Source organism: Actinomadura sp. B10D3 (genome assembly GCF_039871695.1).
Lineage (GTDB): Bacteria > Actinomycetota > Actinomycetes > Streptosporangiales > Streptosporangiaceae > Spirillospora > Spirillospora madurae.
This window is the reverse complement of the sequence record NZ_JBDPLY010000015.1, coordinates 1-15,156: the sequence shown is the minus strand read 5'-3', so window position 1 is coordinate 15,156 and position 15,156 is coordinate 1. Positions and strand designations below refer to the sequence as shown.

Annotated in this window: 15 protein-coding genes; 4 read left to right on the top strand and 11 right to left on the bottom strand. The window is 70.7% G+C overall.

Annotation, left to right across the window (positions count from 1 at the left end; genetic code table 11):
• Window positions 1-40: 40 nt before the first annotated feature.
• Window positions 41-679, bottom strand: a complete 639-nt coding sequence (locus ABGB11_RS22395) for a cob(I)yrinic acid a,c-diamide adenosyltransferase (protein WP_347635989.1) — start codon at window positions 677-679, stop codon at window positions 41-43.
• 107 nt (window positions 680-786) lie between these two features.
• On the opposite strand from ABGB11_RS22395, the gene ABGB11_RS22390 reads away from it, so the two are divergent.
• Window positions 787-2,379, top strand: coding sequence for a GMC family oxidoreductase N-terminal domain-containing protein (locus tag ABGB11_RS22390; RefSeq protein WP_347635783.1), 1,593 nt, complete (start codon window positions 787-789; stop codon window positions 2,377-2,379).
• Between the two features lie 534 nt (window positions 2,380-2,913).
• On the opposite strand, the gene ABGB11_RS22385 is transcribed toward ABGB11_RS22390, so the two are convergent.
• The 6 genes from ABGB11_RS22385 to ABGB11_RS22360 all read right to left on the bottom strand — a co-directional run bounded on the left by ABGB11_RS22385 (window position 2,914) and on the right by ABGB11_RS22360 (window position 8,715).
• The gene (locus ABGB11_RS22385; RefSeq protein WP_347635781.1) at window positions 2,914-4,041 is read right to left on the bottom strand and encodes a serpin family protein; all 1,128 of its coding nucleotides are present in this window, start codon (window positions 4,039-4,041) and stop codon (window positions 2,914-2,916) included.
• 76 nt (window positions 4,042-4,117) lie between these two features.
• Complete coding sequence (locus tag ABGB11_RS22380) at window positions 4,118-4,372, bottom strand: hypothetical protein (RefSeq protein ID WP_347635780.1); 255 nt, start codon at window positions 4,370-4,372, stop codon at window positions 4,118-4,120.
• 87 nt (window positions 4,373-4,459) lie between these two features.
• Window positions 4,460-4,954, bottom strand: coding sequence for a GNAT family N-acetyltransferase (locus tag ABGB11_RS22375; protein ID WP_347635779.1), 495 nt, complete (start codon window positions 4,952-4,954; stop codon window positions 4,460-4,462).
• Window positions 4,955-5,046: 92 nt separating this feature from the next.
• On the bottom strand, window positions 5,047-6,546 hold the full coding sequence (locus ABGB11_RS22370) for an aldehyde dehydrogenase family protein (protein ID WP_347635777.1): 1,500 nt from the start codon (window positions 6,544-6,546) through the stop codon (window positions 5,047-5,049).
• Window positions 6,547-6,612: 66 nt separating this feature from the next.
• Window positions 6,613-7,989 (bottom strand): carotenoid oxygenase family protein, encoded by a 1,377-nt coding sequence (locus ABGB11_RS22365; protein WP_347635776.1) that lies wholly within the window; start codon window positions 7,987-7,989, stop codon window positions 6,613-6,615.
• Window positions 7,990-8,013: 24 nt separating this feature from the next.
• Window positions 8,014-8,715: a hypothetical protein gene (locus ABGB11_RS22360; RefSeq protein WP_347635775.1), complete on the bottom strand. Its 702-nt coding sequence runs from the start codon at window positions 8,713-8,715 to the stop codon at window positions 8,014-8,016.
• A 94-nt stretch (window positions 8,716-8,809) separates the two neighbouring features.
• On the opposite strand from ABGB11_RS22360, the gene ABGB11_RS22355 reads away from it, so the two are divergent.
• The gene (locus ABGB11_RS22355; protein WP_347635773.1) at window positions 8,810-9,343 is read left to right on the top strand and encodes a PadR family transcriptional regulator; all 534 of its coding nucleotides are present in this window, start codon (window positions 8,810-8,812) and stop codon (window positions 9,341-9,343) included.
• Window positions 9,344-9,737: 394 nt separating this feature from the next.
• Here ABGB11_RS22355 and ABGB11_RS22350 read toward each other — a convergent pair whose 3' ends face one another.
• A complete protein-coding gene (locus ABGB11_RS22350; RefSeq protein WP_347635772.1) occupies window positions 9,738-10,559 on the bottom strand; it encodes an NAD(P)H-binding protein in 822 nt (273 codons plus the stop codon).
• Window positions 10,560-10,642: 83 nt separating this feature from the next.
• Between ABGB11_RS22350 and ABGB11_RS22345 the strand changes: the two genes are divergently transcribed.
• Complete coding sequence (locus tag ABGB11_RS22345; protein ID WP_347635771.1) at window positions 10,643-11,254, top strand: TetR family transcriptional regulator; 612 nt, start codon at window positions 10,643-10,645, stop codon at window positions 11,252-11,254.
• Here the strand turns inward: ABGB11_RS22345 and ABGB11_RS22340 are convergent.
• The 3 genes from ABGB11_RS22340 to ABGB11_RS22330 are packed head-to-tail and all read right to left on the bottom strand — an operon-like array spanning window position 11,251 to window position 13,151.
• Window positions 11,251-12,072 carry a site-2 protease family protein gene (locus ABGB11_RS22340; protein ID WP_347635769.1) on the bottom strand — a complete coding sequence of 274 codons (822 nt, stop codon included), beginning with the start codon at window positions 12,070-12,072 and terminating at the stop codon, window positions 11,251-11,253. The two genes, ABGB11_RS22345 and ABGB11_RS22340, sit on opposite strands and share 4 nt — an antisense overlap.
• Window positions 12,073-12,127: 55 nt before the next feature.
• Complete coding sequence (locus ABGB11_RS22335) at window positions 12,128-12,712, bottom strand: TetR/AcrR family transcriptional regulator (protein ID WP_347635768.1); 585 nt, start codon at window positions 12,710-12,712, stop codon at window positions 12,128-12,130.
• Between the two features lie 31 nt (window positions 12,713-12,743).
• A complete protein-coding gene (locus tag ABGB11_RS22330; RefSeq protein ID WP_347635767.1) occupies window positions 12,744-13,151 on the bottom strand; it encodes a DUF3224 domain-containing protein in 408 nt (135 codons plus the stop codon).
• 562 nt (window positions 13,152-13,713) lie between these two features.
• Between ABGB11_RS22330 and ABGB11_RS22325 the strand changes: the two genes are divergently transcribed.
• Entirely contained in the window at window positions 13,714-14,946 is a 1,233-nt protein-coding gene (locus ABGB11_RS22325) for a DUF222 domain-containing protein (RefSeq protein ID WP_347635765.1), read from the top strand.
• The last annotated feature ends 210 nt before the right edge of the window (window positions 14,947-15,156 follow it).

The window sequence follows — 15,156 nt, the reverse complement described above, 5'->3', positions numbered from 1 at the left end:
CCCCGGATCCACTCGAGGCCCTCCGCAGAAGAGCGGCGGTTCAGCGTTCGCCGCCGGGCTTCCAGAGGACGTCGCCGTGCTCGGCGTTGGCGACGCGGCACAGGATGAACAGCAGGTCGGACAGCCGGTTGAGGTAGGTGGCGGTCAGCGGGTTCACGCCGCCGTCGTCCCCCGTGCCGTGCTCCTCGATCGCCGCCCAGGCGGACCGTTCGGCGCGGCGCGTCACCGTCCGGGCGACGTGCAGGAGCGCCGCCCCGGGCGCCCCTCCGGGGAGGATGAAGCTGCGCAGCGCCGGCAGGTCCGCGTTGTGCTCGTCGCAGGCCGCCTCCAGCCGCTCGACGTAGGACGGCTCGACGCGCAGCGGCGGGTACTGCGGGTCGGCGACGACGGGCGCGCACAGGTCGGCGCCCACGTCGAACAGGTCGTTCTGGACGCGGGTGAGCAGCGCGACAAGGTCGTCCCGCAGATCGCCGAGGGCGAGGGCCGCGCCGATCGCGGCGTTGGCCTCCTCGACGTCGGCGTACGCGGCGAGGCGCGGGTCGGTCTTGCGGGTGCGGGACGCGTCGCCGAGCGCGGTGGTGCCGTCGTCGCCGGTGCGGGTGTAGATCCGGGAGAGGACGACGGGATTGTCCCTGTTCTTCGCCCCGTTCTTCGCCCTGCCCTCAGCCCCGTCCGTCATGTCCTCTGCCATGTCCTCTGCCATGTCCTTCGCCATGCTCAGCAGCCTAGCCGTGCGGTCGTCGCAGACCCGTTGGGTAGGGTTCCGGAGAGAACCCGGAGGCCGCCGTGTACGACTACATCATCGTGGGAGCGGGCAGTGCGGGCTGCGTTCTGGCTGCCCGGCTGATGGAGGACCCGTCGCTGAAGGTCCTGCTGCTGGAGGCGGGACCGCCCGACGACGCCCCGGAGATCCAGATCCCGGCCGCCGTGGCATCGCTGATCAAGGGCCCGTACGACTGGGACTACGCGACGGTCCCGCAGGAGCACGCGGCGGGACGCAGCGTGTACTGGCCGCGGGGGCGGACGCTCGGCGGCAGCTCGTCCACCAACGCGATGATCTACATCCGCGGGGCCCGCTACGACTACGACACCTGGCGCGACTCCTACGGCTGCGAGGGCTGGGGCTACGAGGACCTGCTGCCCTACTTCCGCCGCGCCGAGGACCAGCAGCGCGGCGATCTCCCGTACCACGGCGTCGGCGGCCCGCTGCGCGTCGAAGATCCGCGCTACCGGCACCCGCTGACGCGCGCGTGGGTGCAGTCGGCCAAGGCGTACGGGCTCGCCGCCAACCCCGACTTCAACGGCGCCGACCAGGACGGCGTCGGCTTCTACCAGGTGACCTGCAAGGGCGGCCGGCGCTGGTCGGCCGCCGCCGGATACCTGCATCCGATCGAGAACCGTCCGAACCTCACGGTGGTGACCGACGCGCTCGTCACCCGGGTCACCATCGAGAACGGGCGGGCGACCGGCGTCCGCTACGAGGCGCGCGGCGAGACGCGGTCGGTCCGCGCCGAGGCCGAGGTGATCCTGTCGGGCGGTGCGGTGAACAGCCCGCAGCTGCTGATGCTGTCGGGGATCGGCCCGGCCGGTCACCTGCGGTCGCTCGGGATCGACGTCGTCGCGGACTCCCCGGTCGGGCAGCGGCTCCAGGACCACCCGTTCGTGAACGTCATGTTCGCGACGCCGCGTACCAAGCCGCTCTGGGAGCTGGCGAACGCGCGCTCGTTCGCCCTGTACCAGGCGCTGGGGCGCGGGCCGTACACGTCCAACATCGCGGAGGCGGGCGGGTTCGTCCGGACGGTCGAGGGGCTGCCCGCGCCGGACCTGCAGTACCACGTCCTGCCCACGCCATTCGTCGACCAGGGGCTCACCGAGTCGTCCGAGCGGCTGCTGTCGGTCATGGTCACCGCGATCGCGGTCGCGAGCCGCGGCACGCTCACCCTGCGCTCCGCCAGCCCGTACGCCAAGCCGCTGATCGACCCGGCCTACCTCGCCGACAAGGCCGACCTGGACATCCTGGTCGCCGGGGTCCGGCAGGCCCGCGAGATCGCCGCGACCGGCCCGCTCGCGTCCCTCGTCGGCGGCGAGTGGGCACCGGGGGAGCAGGCCGCGTCGGACGAGGACGTCGTCGACTTCGTCCGCCGCGAGGCCGCGACGCTGTTCCACCCCACGAGCACCTGTGCGATGGGCGGGGACGGCGCCGTCTGCGACACCGAGCTGCGGGTCCGGGGCGTGGAGGGCCTCCGGGTGGTGGACGCCTCGGTCATGCCGGCCGTCCCGCGCGGCAACACCAACGCCCCCACCATCGCCATCGCCGAGCGCGCCGCCGACCTCATCCGCGGCCGCACCCTCCTCGCGCCCGCGAACGCCCCGAAATGAGAAACGCCCCCGTCTTCGGACGGGGGCGTGGCCGGTGCTGTACAGGCCCTGGTCGTGCAGGCCGGGGGCGTCACCGCGTGAGCGCCTTCGCGATGCGGCGGGCGAGGCGCGCGTTCTTCGCCTCGCTCCGCAACACCCGTACGCGGTCATTGATGATCATGTTGCTGAACTCGGGGCGTGTCATGTCGCTCTCCTTCGGCGTCGTCGGCGGGTTCGGGTCGTCCGGGCGTGGACCGTGTTGGGCCGTGTCGGACCGTGTTGGGCCGCGGTGTACCGCGGTGGTCAGCGCTTGAGCGCCTTGGCGATGCGGGCGCGGCGGGTGTTCTTCGCCTGGGCCCGGAGCTCGCGCACGCGGTCCTCGATGACGACCTTCATGAACTCCTGGCTGAGCATCTGCTTCTCCTTGTCCCTGCCGGGCCCTCTTGGCCCGACATGTACAAGGTTCGTCCTAAGACCCCATGCCCCACATTGGGACGACGCCCTATCTCCGCCGCCTTAGACCGCCTTAGGCGGGAGGTCCCGACCGGGTAAGGCTTAGGACGCGCCTGTCTCGGCCACCCAGCCGGTGGCGAGGACCAGACCGGTCGGGCGGTGCACCGCCAGGAAGCCGAACGGCGGGTCGAACGTGACGGAGACCCGCTTCGCCAGGTGGGGATCGCCGAGCGGGGCGGCGGAGCCGGCGAGGGCACCGACCGCGGTGACGGCGGCGGCCTCGAAGCCCTCCGCGTCGAAGCGGGCCAGCGCGTTCTGCCGGGCCTGGCCGATCGCGAGCGGGGTGGTGCTGATGCCGGGGAAGTGGCCGCGGGACGTGTCCTGCACGGACGCGAGCCCGAAGACGTCCGGCAGGGCGAGCAGGTCGTGCGCCCCGGTGACCTCGAAGGCCGGCAGCTTGAGGTACAGCTGCGGCGTCGGCCAGGTCGCCTCCTCGAACCAGACGCGGACGCCGGGGGCGGGCGACCCTTCGGGGAGGTCGTCCGCGGTGGTGGCGGCGTGGCGGCCGTCGAACGTGCCGAATGCGGCTGCAAGCACCCGGCCGGGCGGCTGGTCGCCGCGGACGAGATGGACGTCGATGTCGTCGGTGCCCGCGACGCGGACGAGCGTGACCGGCCCGTCCGGCGCGTCGGCGACCCTGGCGTCCTCCAGGCGCCGGGTGGTCCGGTACAGGGTGGTGTCGTCGTGGGCGATGTCGAAGGGCTCGAACCACTGTGTCCGGACGGTGAGCGCGGACGCCAGGACCAGCAGCGTCTCCGGCTCCATCTTGATCGGCATGGACCGGATGAGACCGCCGGTGTGCTCCGCCGCCCAGGCGTCGAGATCGCGCTTGTCCTTGGCGGGTTCGCCGGTGAGGATGCCGTGCGCGGCCGCGGGCGGCGCCCAGCCCGGTTCGACGGGGACGTCGAGGCGCGTCCACAGCCCGAGCGCGGACCGGACGGCGGGCGCGTCGCCGAGGAGCGCCAGCAGCTCGGACCCGGCACGGCCCGCGGACGAGGCGTCCAGCCCGACGGCCGTTGCGAGCTCGGTGCGTCCGGGGCCGTCCGCGGCGGACGCCAGCAGCGCGAGGAGCGGCCACGCGCCGGGACCCGCCATGACCGTGGACGCGCCCGAGCAGGTCGCGGCCCAGCGTTCGGCCAGCGCGTTCGCGGCGGTGATGGTCTGCTGCATGGTCGCCGGATAATGCCACGTCACGCCCGGTCGCGGCAAGGTACGGCCCTGTCACCGCGCGCCGCCGGCGGAACGGTCAGAAGTGCGGGTCCAGAGCGCTGCCCCACGTGTAGTAGCCGTCCGCGGCCAGGTTGAAGAAGCAGGTGATGCCGTATGCCGCGCCACTGGGCTTGTGGCTGAGGTAACCATCGAAGCGATAGAAGCCGTCCTGGGGCCAGAGCTGGCCACTCCAGGTGTACGTGCCCTCGAACAGGCGTCCGGTGTAGTTGGCTGCCGCTGCCTCCTCAAAGGTGAAGGATCCGGCTGATCTCGTCCTTGCGTGAGAGCGCACACGTCTTCAGCCCGCGCGCACATTCACATCGAGCGGGACGGCGGGAGGGGCGGGGCGTGGCCTGCTCACGGCCGGTGCCGGGGGAGGTCAGGCGACCTCGAAGAAGCCGAGGCGGTCGTAGAGGCGGCGGGCGCGACGGTTGCGGCGGGTCACGGCCAGGGTGAGGGTGTCGTGGCCCTGCTCGGCGAGGGCGTGCATGACCGCCTGGACCAGGCCGCGGCCCAGACCGCGTCCCGCGTGGGCGGGGGCCGTGAAGAGGAACGCGAGGAGCGGCAGGTCCTGGTAGAGGGTGACCAGCGCCGCCCCTACCGGACGCCCCTCGTGGGCGGTGACGAACGACGCCTCGCGCAGGAACGTGCCGTACTCGCCGTCCATCGTGAGGTGGAGCTCGCGGAGCGCACCCTGGATGTCGCCCACGTCGGCTTCGTCCGGGGTGCCGCGGTAGGCGTCCCACATGAGGGCGGCCAGCGCCGGGACGTCGTCGTCCGCGAACGGCCGGAAGCCCGGCGGGGGCGGGGAGGTCCCGCCCAGGAACGCCTGGAGGCGGCTGCGCGCGGGCGTGTCGAACGTCTCGGAGCTCATGGTTCGGAGTCTAGGCGGCGCCCCCGGCCCCGCCCCCGGCCGCGTCCGGGCGCAGGCAGACGCGGCGGGACGAACGGGCGCCCCTTTCGGGCTCAGCGCTTGTAGCGGCGGCCGTGGATCATGTTGATCAGGCCGAGGACGCGGGCCATCTCCTTCTCGGAGCGGGCGAACGAGGTGAGGTTCATCGTCGCGAAGCGCTGCCGGGTGATGGCCTTCGGCCGGGCGAACTCGCGCAGGCCGTCCGCGCCGTGGATGCGGCCGAATCCCGACTCGCCCACGCCGCCGAACGGCAGCGCGGCGACGCTGGCGAACGCGGCGAAGGCGTTGATGGAGGTCATGCCGGAGCGCATCCGGCGGGCGATCTCCATCGCGCGGGACCTGTCACCGGAGAAGATCGTCCCGGCGAGGCCGTAGCTGGTCTTGTTGGCCTTCTCCACCGCCTCGTCCATGTCCTTGACCCGGTGGACGGTGATGGTCGGGCCGAACGTCTCCTCGCAGACCGCCGAGGAGTCGTCCGGCACGTTGGTCAGCACGACCGGCTCCACGTACGGCTTGCGGACGGACTCGGCGCCGCCGACGACCGCCCTGCCGCCCTTGGCGAGGGCGTCCTTGATGTGCCGTTCGATGACGTCGAGCTGCGAGGGCATCGTGATCGGCCCGTAGGCGGCCTCCCGGTCGAAGCCGGGACGCAGGTCGCGGGCCTTCTCGGTGAGCGTGCCGAGGAACCTGTCGTACGCCTCGTCCACGACGTAGATGCGCTCGACGCCGATGCAGGTCTGGCCGGCGTTCGACATGGCGCCCCACAGCGCGGCGTCGGCGGCGGCGTCGAGGTCGGCGTCGGCGTCGACGATGCAGGCGTCCTTGCCGCCGCACTCGGCGACGATCGGGGTGAGGTTCTCGGCGCAGGCCGCCATGACGCGCTTGGCGGTGCGGGCCGAGCCGGTGAAGGCGATCTTGCCGACGTGCGGGGACGACGCGAGCGCCGCCCCCGTCTCGCCGAGCCCGGTCATCGTCTGCAGCACGGGGTGCTCGGGGATCACGGCGTCGACCAGCTCGGCGAGGAGCACGCCGACGCCCGGGGTGTACTCGGACGGCTTGAACACCACGGCGTTCCCGGCGGCGAGCGCGTAGGCGATCGAGCCCATCGGGGTGAAGACCGGGTAGTTCCACGGTCCGATGACGCCGACGACGCCGAGCGGCTGGTACTCCAGCACGCAACGCTGGTTGATCGCCATGAGGCCGGGGTAGACCGAGCGCGGCCCGAGGACCTTCTGCGCGTTGCGGGCGGCCCAGTCCAGGTGCGTGATCGCCATGATCGTCTCAAGCTGGGCGTCCTGCACCGGCTTGCCGGTCTCCTGGTGGATCAGCTCGGCCATCCTCCCCAGGTTGCGGGTGAGGGAGCCCTTGACGTTGAGCAGCCGGAGGCGGCGCTCCTTCCAGCCGAGGGCGCGCCACCAGGCGGCCGCCTCCCGGGCCCGCTCGACGGCCGCGGCGACGGCGGCGGCGTCCTGGACGGGATGCTCGGCGACGACCTCGCCGGTGGCCGGGTTCAGCGACGCGAACGTCTCGGTGTTCTCCGTGGCCACGGACATGAGGGACCTCCCGGGAGGAGCCTTGTAAGTAAATGCTTTCGCGGCTGTACCGGTTAGTAAATCACCCTAGGCCCCGATCCGGGCGTCCGGGATCCAGCTCCCGTGGAATCCGGCTGGAACGCGCCGCGGGAGGTGGACGCTCGCGACGTGCGACAGGTCCGCCGCGTCCAGCACCCGGAGCTCGGACGCCTCGTCGCCGGTGACCACCGACAGCAGCCAGCCCTCGTCCTCCGCGCCCGCGTCCGGCGCCGGGACGAAGACGGCCTCGCCGACGTGCGTGGCGCCCTCGCACACGTGCGCGGCCGACGAGTCGCCGCGCAGGTCGTACTTGACGATCTCCTTGCCGGCGGTCGTCCGGTCTCCGGCGACCATGTACAGGTAGCGGTTCAGCAGGCCGGTACGGGCGTCGTCGAGGGTCGGGAACTCCACGCCCCGGTCGTCCAGCTGCTCCTCGGACGTCCTGCCGGTCGCGGGGTCGAGGGTCCAGCGGTGCAGCCGGGCGGTGTCGGACCGCGCCGCCGCCACGGACGGGTGGGCGGTGCCGCCGATGTGCGTCCACAGGGCGGTGAAGTTCTCGGGACGGTAGCGCGCCGCGTCCAGGACGATCCGGCCGGCGGCGTCCTCGTGCGCGTTGCCGACGTGGAAGACATAGCACGGGTCGACGTCGAACCAGCGGACGTCCCCGGTGCCGTCCCGCCGCATCACGCCGAGCCGTGCGCCGTAGCCGTCGTCCCAGCGGTAGGGCAGTCCCGCCATCCCGGAGACCGCCAGCTCCGCGTCGAACACCACCGGCAGGTCGAGCCAGACGACATGGTTCTCGGTGATCGCGAAGTCGTGCATCATCGTCGGCCCGGGGACGTCGATCACGCGGCTCTCGGCCAGCGTCCCGTCCGCGGTCAGGCGGTGGTAGGTCAGGTACGGCTCGAAGACGCCGTAGCCGAAGAACAGCAGGTCACCGGTGGCCGGGTCCTCCTTCGGGTGCGCGGTCATCGCGGTGGTGAGCCGGCCGCCGAAGTCGCACGGGCCCACGGTCTCCAGCTCCGGCGTCATCTCGTACGGGAACCCGACCTCGACCAGCGCCCAGATCTTGCCGGAGTGCGGGATGACGTGCGTGTTGGCCTGGACCGAGCGCCGGTCGAACGTGAGGTCGTCGCGCAGGAACGGTGTGCCCTTGGTGAACATCTCCGTCTTGACCCAGCGGTTGCGGTACCACTCGGCGCGGCCGTCCTTCAGCCGCACGCCGTGGATCATCCCGTGGCCGCTGAACCAGTGCCGGGTCGGCTCGCCGGGCCTCGGGTTCGGCCCGTTCCGGAAGTACCGGCCGGTCAGCGCGGCCGGCAGGGTCCCCGTCACCCGCAGGTCGCGGGCGGTGATCTCGTCGGGGACGGGGGCCAGCTGCCCCTCCAGCCAGGCGGCGGGACGGTCGGCGGTGTTCTCGCTCATCTCGTGCTCCTTTCCCGGGTGGGGTCAGCGGGAGGACGGTTCGGGGTCCAGGGAGATCGCCGGCCCGCTTTCGGGTTCGGGTTCCGGCGCGGGCTTCGACTTCGGCTCCAGCTTCGAGTTCGGCTCCGGCTCCGGCTCCGGCTTCGGTTCTGGCGATGGTGCGCCGTGCCTGGTGAGGTGGCGCCTCCGGACGCTTTCGGGGTAACGGGCGGTGACGACGGCCGGAAGGGTGAACCCGGTGATCTTTACAGCGACCAGCAGCCATGTGTCGTCCGGCGACCAGTACTGGACACAGCCGAGCACGGCCGCCATGACGGTGAAGCTCGCCGCCCAGACGGCGGTGAGCACGCGGTTGATGTCCCGGAACGCGGTGGTCGCGGCGATCTCCGCGCTCACCTGGCGGCGGCCGATGCCCGCGGTGAAGGGGCGTCCGACCAGGAGCGTGACCCACGCCGTGACGCCCAGCCAGCCGATCGCGAGCGAGGCGCCGTAGCCCATCGGCGGGGAGCCGGGGGCGGCGAACGCCGCCACGGTCAGCGTCGCGAGGAAGGCGGTCGTGGAGATCTCCAGGATCAGGGAGTCGGCGTGGCGCCCCCGGCGGAGGTCATGCGCGAGGAGCGCCAGCGCGGCGGCGAGCCCCGTCAGGGCCCCGGCCCGGACGTCGACACCGCTGACGACGGCGAGCAGGACCCAGGGGAGGAACGTTCTGGCGTAGTACTTCGGCACGGTCGAGCGCTCCCTGCTGACATTCCAATCTTGACATGTCGAACATAGACACTCCTTTTTCAACATGTCAACTGTGACCTGTACACTGCGGGGCATGAGTTTGCGACATGCGGTGCTCGGGCTCATCGCCGAGATGGACGGTGCCAGCGGTTACGACCTGCTGAAGATGTTCGAGATCTCGCTCGGGAACGTGTGGCCGGCCCGGCAGAGCCAGCTCTACGGCGAGCTGGGCAAGCTCGCCGACGCCGGCCTGATCGAGGTCGCCGAGGAGGGGCCCCGCGGTCGCAAGGCATACCGGATCACCGAGGCGGGGCGCGCGGAGCTTCACGACTGGCTGGTGAACGTCCCGGCCAAGGTCGGACGGCGGGACGAGGCTCTGCTGCGGGTCTTCTTCCTCGGGCTGGTCGAGCCGGACGAGGCCCAGGGTTATCTCCGCAGGCACATGGAGGGGCTCGGGGAGTACCTCGACGAGCTGAAGTCCCTGGAGAAGGACATCGACTGGGGGGACGACGACCTGTCCGTCTACGGACGTCTGGTCATCGAGTATGGCAAGCGGTTCGCCGCGATGCGCCGCGACTGGTTCGAGTGGGCGCTACAGGAGGTCACGGCCGCCAAGGTCCGCAAGTAGGGCTGTGGGTAGAGGCGAGTGGACCGCGAGTAGGGCTGCAAGTAGGGCTGCGGGTAGGGCGGGGCCACGGGGGCGGCCCCGCCCTGCTTGCTTTCCGGCATGGGTCGGCTGAAGGCCGTTCGGATGGTCGGGTTCTGTGTGTCAGTAGAACCGGGTGTGAGTAGATCCGTAGGTCAGTAAGCGGCGTTCGGTCAGGTTCCTGGGAGGCGGCCGGGAGCTACAGGAGCACGCGGGCGCCGGTCCCGGAATGTCCACCGCAGTACGCCTGCGACGTGTGTGTCGGGTCCTGTGTTGGTGGGACGGGTGTTGGTGGGACGGGTGTCGGTGTGTCGGTCGCAAGTCGCCGTGGTGGGTCGCTGTGGTGGGTCTGTGGGGCTCGCTGGTCACTCGCTGGTCAGCAGAAGGCGTCGGCGTGGTCGGCGGCCCATTCCTTGAACGTCCGGGCCGGACGCCCGGTGATGCGCGCGACCTCCGGGGACGGCTCGGCCGGATGGTCGACCGAGTTCGCACGGAGGCGGAGCAGGACGTCCACCAGGCCCTCGCGCATGTAGGGGTGGGCGAGCATCTCCCGCCGCGCCTCCTCGGGAGTGATCTCCTCGAAGCGCGCGGGCCGGCCGGTCGCCTCGCCGATGAGCCCGATCATCTCCGGGTGGGTGAGCGCCTCGGGTCCGGTCAGGATCGGCTTGGTGCCGAGGAGGTCCTCGGTGAGCAGGGCCTTCGCGGCGACGGCGGCGATGTCGCGCTCGTGGATCGGCGCGCTGCGGGCCGCCGCGTACGGCTCGCGGACGGGGTCGCCGGCGCGGATCGCCTCCCGCCAGGCGAACGCGTTGGACGAGAACTCGCCGGGACGCGTGAACGTCCACTCCAGCCCGGAGTCCTCGATGGCCCGCTCGATCTCCAGGTGGTGCGCGGCCAGCTCGTTCGCCGGGTCGTCGTCCAGCGCGGCGGCCGACGACAGCATGACCACCCGCCGGACACCGTGCTCGACGGCGCGGGACAGCAGGTCGTCCAGGCCGTGCCAGAACACGGCCGGGTTGAGGAAGATCGCGGTGATGCCGTCCAGCGGCATGTCGCCGGTGCGGGCGACCTCGGCTTCGCAGGGCAGCCGGGCACGGGCGGGATCGCGTGTCAGCGCGCGGACTTTGGCGCCCGCGGTGAGCAACTCGCCGACGACATGGCGTCCGACGTTGCCGGTGGCTCCGGTGACGAGAATCATGCCGACCAGGTTCAACCATATGGATGAAGATGTCAAACAACCGGTTGGGTGAACTGTTCAGCCATGCGGCTACCATGGGGTCCGTGACGGAGCCGACGAAGCGCGCGCGGCGCGCCCCCGCCCCGGACGAGCGCACCCTCGACGCCGAGCGGTCGCGGCGCCTGCTGCTGGACGCCGCGCTGGAGGAGTTCTCCGCCAAGGGGTTCGCGGGCGCCCGCGTCCAGGACATCGCCGACCGCGCCGGCGTGAACAAGCAGCTGATCAACTACTACTTCGGCGGGAAGGAGGGGCTGTACCGCGCGCTCGGCCGGCGCTGGCTGGAGCGGGAGGCCGAGTTCAACGACCCGTCCGTCCCGTTCGAGGAGATCGTGGTTCGGTACCTGCGGCACGTCCTGGACGATCCGCGCGGAACCCGGCTGAACGCCTGGCGCGGCCTCACCGAGGACCTCGACGACGTCCCGTCCGGCGACCGGGAGGACCTGTCCGACCTCGAACGCCGCCAGGCCGCGGGGGAGTTGCCCGCCGACCTGGACCCGGGCGCGGTCATGCTGGCCGTCATGGCGATGGTGTCGGCGCCGGTCACGAACCCGCTCGCCGTCCGCCGCATCTTCGGCCTGGACCCGGGATCACCCGAATTCCGGGAACGCTACGCCGAGCAGTTGCGCCGCATCGTCCGGCACCTCGTCGCGGACTAGTCGTTCCACCACTGGAACAGGTAGTGCCCCAGTTCGATCGGGAAGTGGTCGACGGAGCCGCTCACCCGGAACGGGAAGTCGCCCAGCCCGATCGCGTCGGTGATGTAGTAGATGACGTTGAAGAAGCCCTCGTTGATCGGCCCGAGCCACAGCAGCGCGATCAGGATGAGGAACACGTAGCCGCCGTACTCGTTCGCCCGGTCAGTCAGATGGCGCGGCAGGTACGGCTCGATGATCCCGAAGCCGTCCAGCCCGGGAATCGGCAGCAGGTTCAGCACAGCGGCCGTGACCTGCAAGAACGCCAGGAACGCCAGCCCGGACCAGAACAGTGCGTGCCCGCTGTCGGCGAAGTTCTTGAAGATCACTGCGAGCATGACGGCGAACAGCGCGTTCGACAGCGGGCCCGCCGCCGAGATCAGGCTGTGCCGCAGCCTCCCCTGGATCACGTGCCGGTCGATCCAGACGGCGCCGCCCGGCAGTCCGATGCCGCCGAGGATGATGAACACGACCGGGATGAGGAAGCTCAGCGTGACATCGGAGTACTTCAGCGGGTTCAGCGTGAGGTAGCCCTTCGACACCACGCTGCGGTCGCCCGACCTGTACGCCATGTACGCGTGCCCGAACTCGTGCAGCGACAGCGACAGGATCCACGCGGCGATCACGAACCCGAACAGCGCGATCCGTCCCGGCCGCTCCAGGATCGTCCCGTACCGCCAGGCGATCAGGCCGCACAGGACGGTCGCCGCCACGACCGCGAGGAACACCGGACTCGGCCGGACGGCCGAGCTTCCCCGCATCTCGTGTGCCGTGTCCTTCATCGTTGCCGGCCTTTCTCCCGCCTGATCTTCACTGGACGCTACCCGCTCGCCGGAGTCATGGCGCCGCGATGACCGGGACGACATAGGTGCGCAGGAAGCGGCGCAGCCCGTCGGCGTCCCGCTCGCGCTCCATCACGATCAGCGAGGTGATGATGCGGAAGAGGAACTCCACGGTCCCCTCCACCTCGATGTCGGGCCGGAGCCTGCGCTGCCGCTGCGCCTGCTCGAAATAGGGCCGGACGTAGTCGCAGCACAGCGCGAGCACGTGTTCGGCGGCGCCGGCCACGGCCGCCTGCATGTGCCCCGCCGCCTCCGGGACGAGGAAGTGCGCGAGGGCCGGTTCGTCGCGGACGTACTCGACCGCGTCCAGCGTGCCCTCGACGATCGCCTCGGACACCGACCGCTCCCGACGCAGCCGCTCGGCGAGCCGGTCGAGGAACCGGTGCAGGTCACGGACCACCACCGCGAGGATCAGCTCGTCCCGCCCGCCGGTGACGCTCCGGTACACGGTCGCCCGGGACAGCTTCGCCGCGGCGGCGATGTCCTCGACCGTGGTCTTGGCCACGCCGAAGCGGCCGAAGCACTCTTCGGCCGCGTCGATGATGCGCTCGCGCGTCGCGTCGCCGGTGACCGGGGGCATGAGGTGAACATTACCGGCCGCAGGTCGGCGGCTAGTCCAGCGTGTACTCCAGCGCCCAGGCGTGGGACCCGTCCTCGGCGACGGTGATCTGCCCGACGCCGCGGATGCCCGCCAGCTCGCCCGTCCCGGACGTGGGGACGATCAGCCAGCGCAGCCACTGGGTGTCGGACGTCCCGTCCTCGCTGCCCGCACTGTGCTGCAGCACGAACGTCCCTTCGCGGCCGTGCAGGATGCCCTGGACATGCTCGACCCCCACGTAGGCGACCGGGCCCGCCGCCGACTCCACCGTGATCAGCTCGGTGGAGCTCGTCCCCACGAGGTCACCGTGGAAGGCCTTGCCGACGTGCACCCGGGTCAGCTTGTTCCCGCCCCGCTCCTCATAGGGCTCGTCGGCGTCCCACGCCTCGATGTCGAAGGTGCCGCTCGCATGAAACGTCATGCCCGCCATAATGCCGCCCACCCGGACACTCCGGCAGCCCTCCGTGCGCGTGACATGCGGGTGACGATCCGCCAAGCGACAAGCAGCCAAGGGACAAGCAGCCAAGGGACAAGCAGCCAAGGGACAAGCAGCCAAGGGACAAGCAGCCAAGTCGCGAATGTCGAGATGACGTCTCTTCCGATGCCCGAAGCGGCGCATATTCAGCTAGAAAGCGATTAATTGGCCCAAGTCGGACTAGCCGCGTTCGGAGAATTGTGTGGGGTGGCGCTGCGTACGGGGCCGCCCCTCCGAAGTCAAGGGCGCCTTCGGCGTCGCTTCGCGATGGGACTCCGTCCCACCCTTGACTTCGGAGCCTCTGCGGCCCCTGGGTGCAACTTTCGTCGGGCAGGCTCCGCCTGCCCCCTGCCCGACGCGCCACCCCACCGTCCAAGAGGGCAGGGCGAGGCCATGGCTTTGGATCTTTGGTGGACGGCGATGAGACCGCCTCCGACTATCCCGTCGGTGACAAAAGTAAGGCGGCACATGGGGCTTGATTCGAACACACGTTCGATATACTCTCCGTATGGATTTGGTTGCGGTCGATCTGGGTGAGGCGTCCACCATGGAATTGGTGGACGCCGCTGCCGCGATCGCTGCTGAATTGGCCGGACGCAGCGCACCGGAATCCCCCTCGTCCTGCATGGAGTTGGCGGAGAAGCTCGCGGCCGCATCGGACGCGCAGGAGAGCGCGCTGGCCGACCTGATCGGTCGCGTGGACGCCACCGGAGAGATGCGCCGCTGGGGCCTTCCGTCCACTCAGGCATGGCTGCGGTCGCGGCTGGGCATGCGCGAGTCGCGCGCCAGAGAGCGGGTGACCCTGGCACGGCAGCGCCACAGGCTGCCGAAGGTGACGGCGATGCTCGCGGACGGCGAGCTGTCCTACGGCTACGCCGCCACCGTGGCCGATGCCGTCGCCCGGCTCGACGACGCCGATTGCGAGAAGGCGGAATCGGTCCTGCTGGACATGGTCGACCAGGGCTTCTCAGCCGGAAAGGTCGCCGCGTTCGGCCGCCGTATCCGCGACGTCATCGCCGAACGGGACGGGCGCGAGCAAGCCCCCGAAGACTCCCAGCGCGGCTACGAGCGCTCCTGGGTCACTGTGACGCGCTCCCTGGACGGCGGCCGATACATCAAGGGTTGGCTCAACCCCGAGGACGCCGCCATCTGGGACGGAACCCTGGGACCTCTGGCGAAACCGGCAGGGCCCGACGACCAGCGCGACCTGCCCGAACGAACCGCCGCCGCGCTGACCACCGTCCTCTCCGGCGGCCACCGCGCCACCAAGGTCACCGTCATCTGCGATCTGGACACCCTGACTGGCGGCGAAGCCCCCGCCCGCCTGACCGACGGCACCCCGATCCCCGCCCCCCAAGCCCGCCGCATAGCCCTGGCCGCGGGCGTCTCACCGCTCCTGCTGGGCGGCGGCCACACCCCGCTCTACCTGGGGCACAGGATCCGGTTCGCCACCGCAGCCCAACGCCAAGTCCTCGAAACGCTCTATCCGACCTGCGCGTTTCAAGGCTGCGAAGTCCCCGGCACCCTGTGCGAAGTCGATCACGTGAACGGATGGGCCCTAGGCAACAGCCCCACCGACATCGATGAACTTGCCCTCTGCTGCGGCTGGCACAACCGCTTAAAACACGCCAACGCCGAGCAGATGCACATCACCCAAGACACCACCGGCCGCTACATCTACCGCGCCCTCCCACCCCCCAACCCAAGACCCGCCCCCACCGCCCTAAACCAGGCCGCGTAACGCCCACAACACCCCGCACCCACAAGCCCCGCTGTCCACTAGGCCCTGTTTCTTGCACGCCCTGTTTCTTGCATGCCCTGTGTCTGAAGCGCCCCGAAGATTCCGGACAGTGACCCCACTACAATGGGGTGGTCCGGAAAGGTAGTGATTTGGCTCGTCCGAAGAGGAAATTCTCCCCGGAATACCGGGAAGAGGCAGTGAAGATGGTGA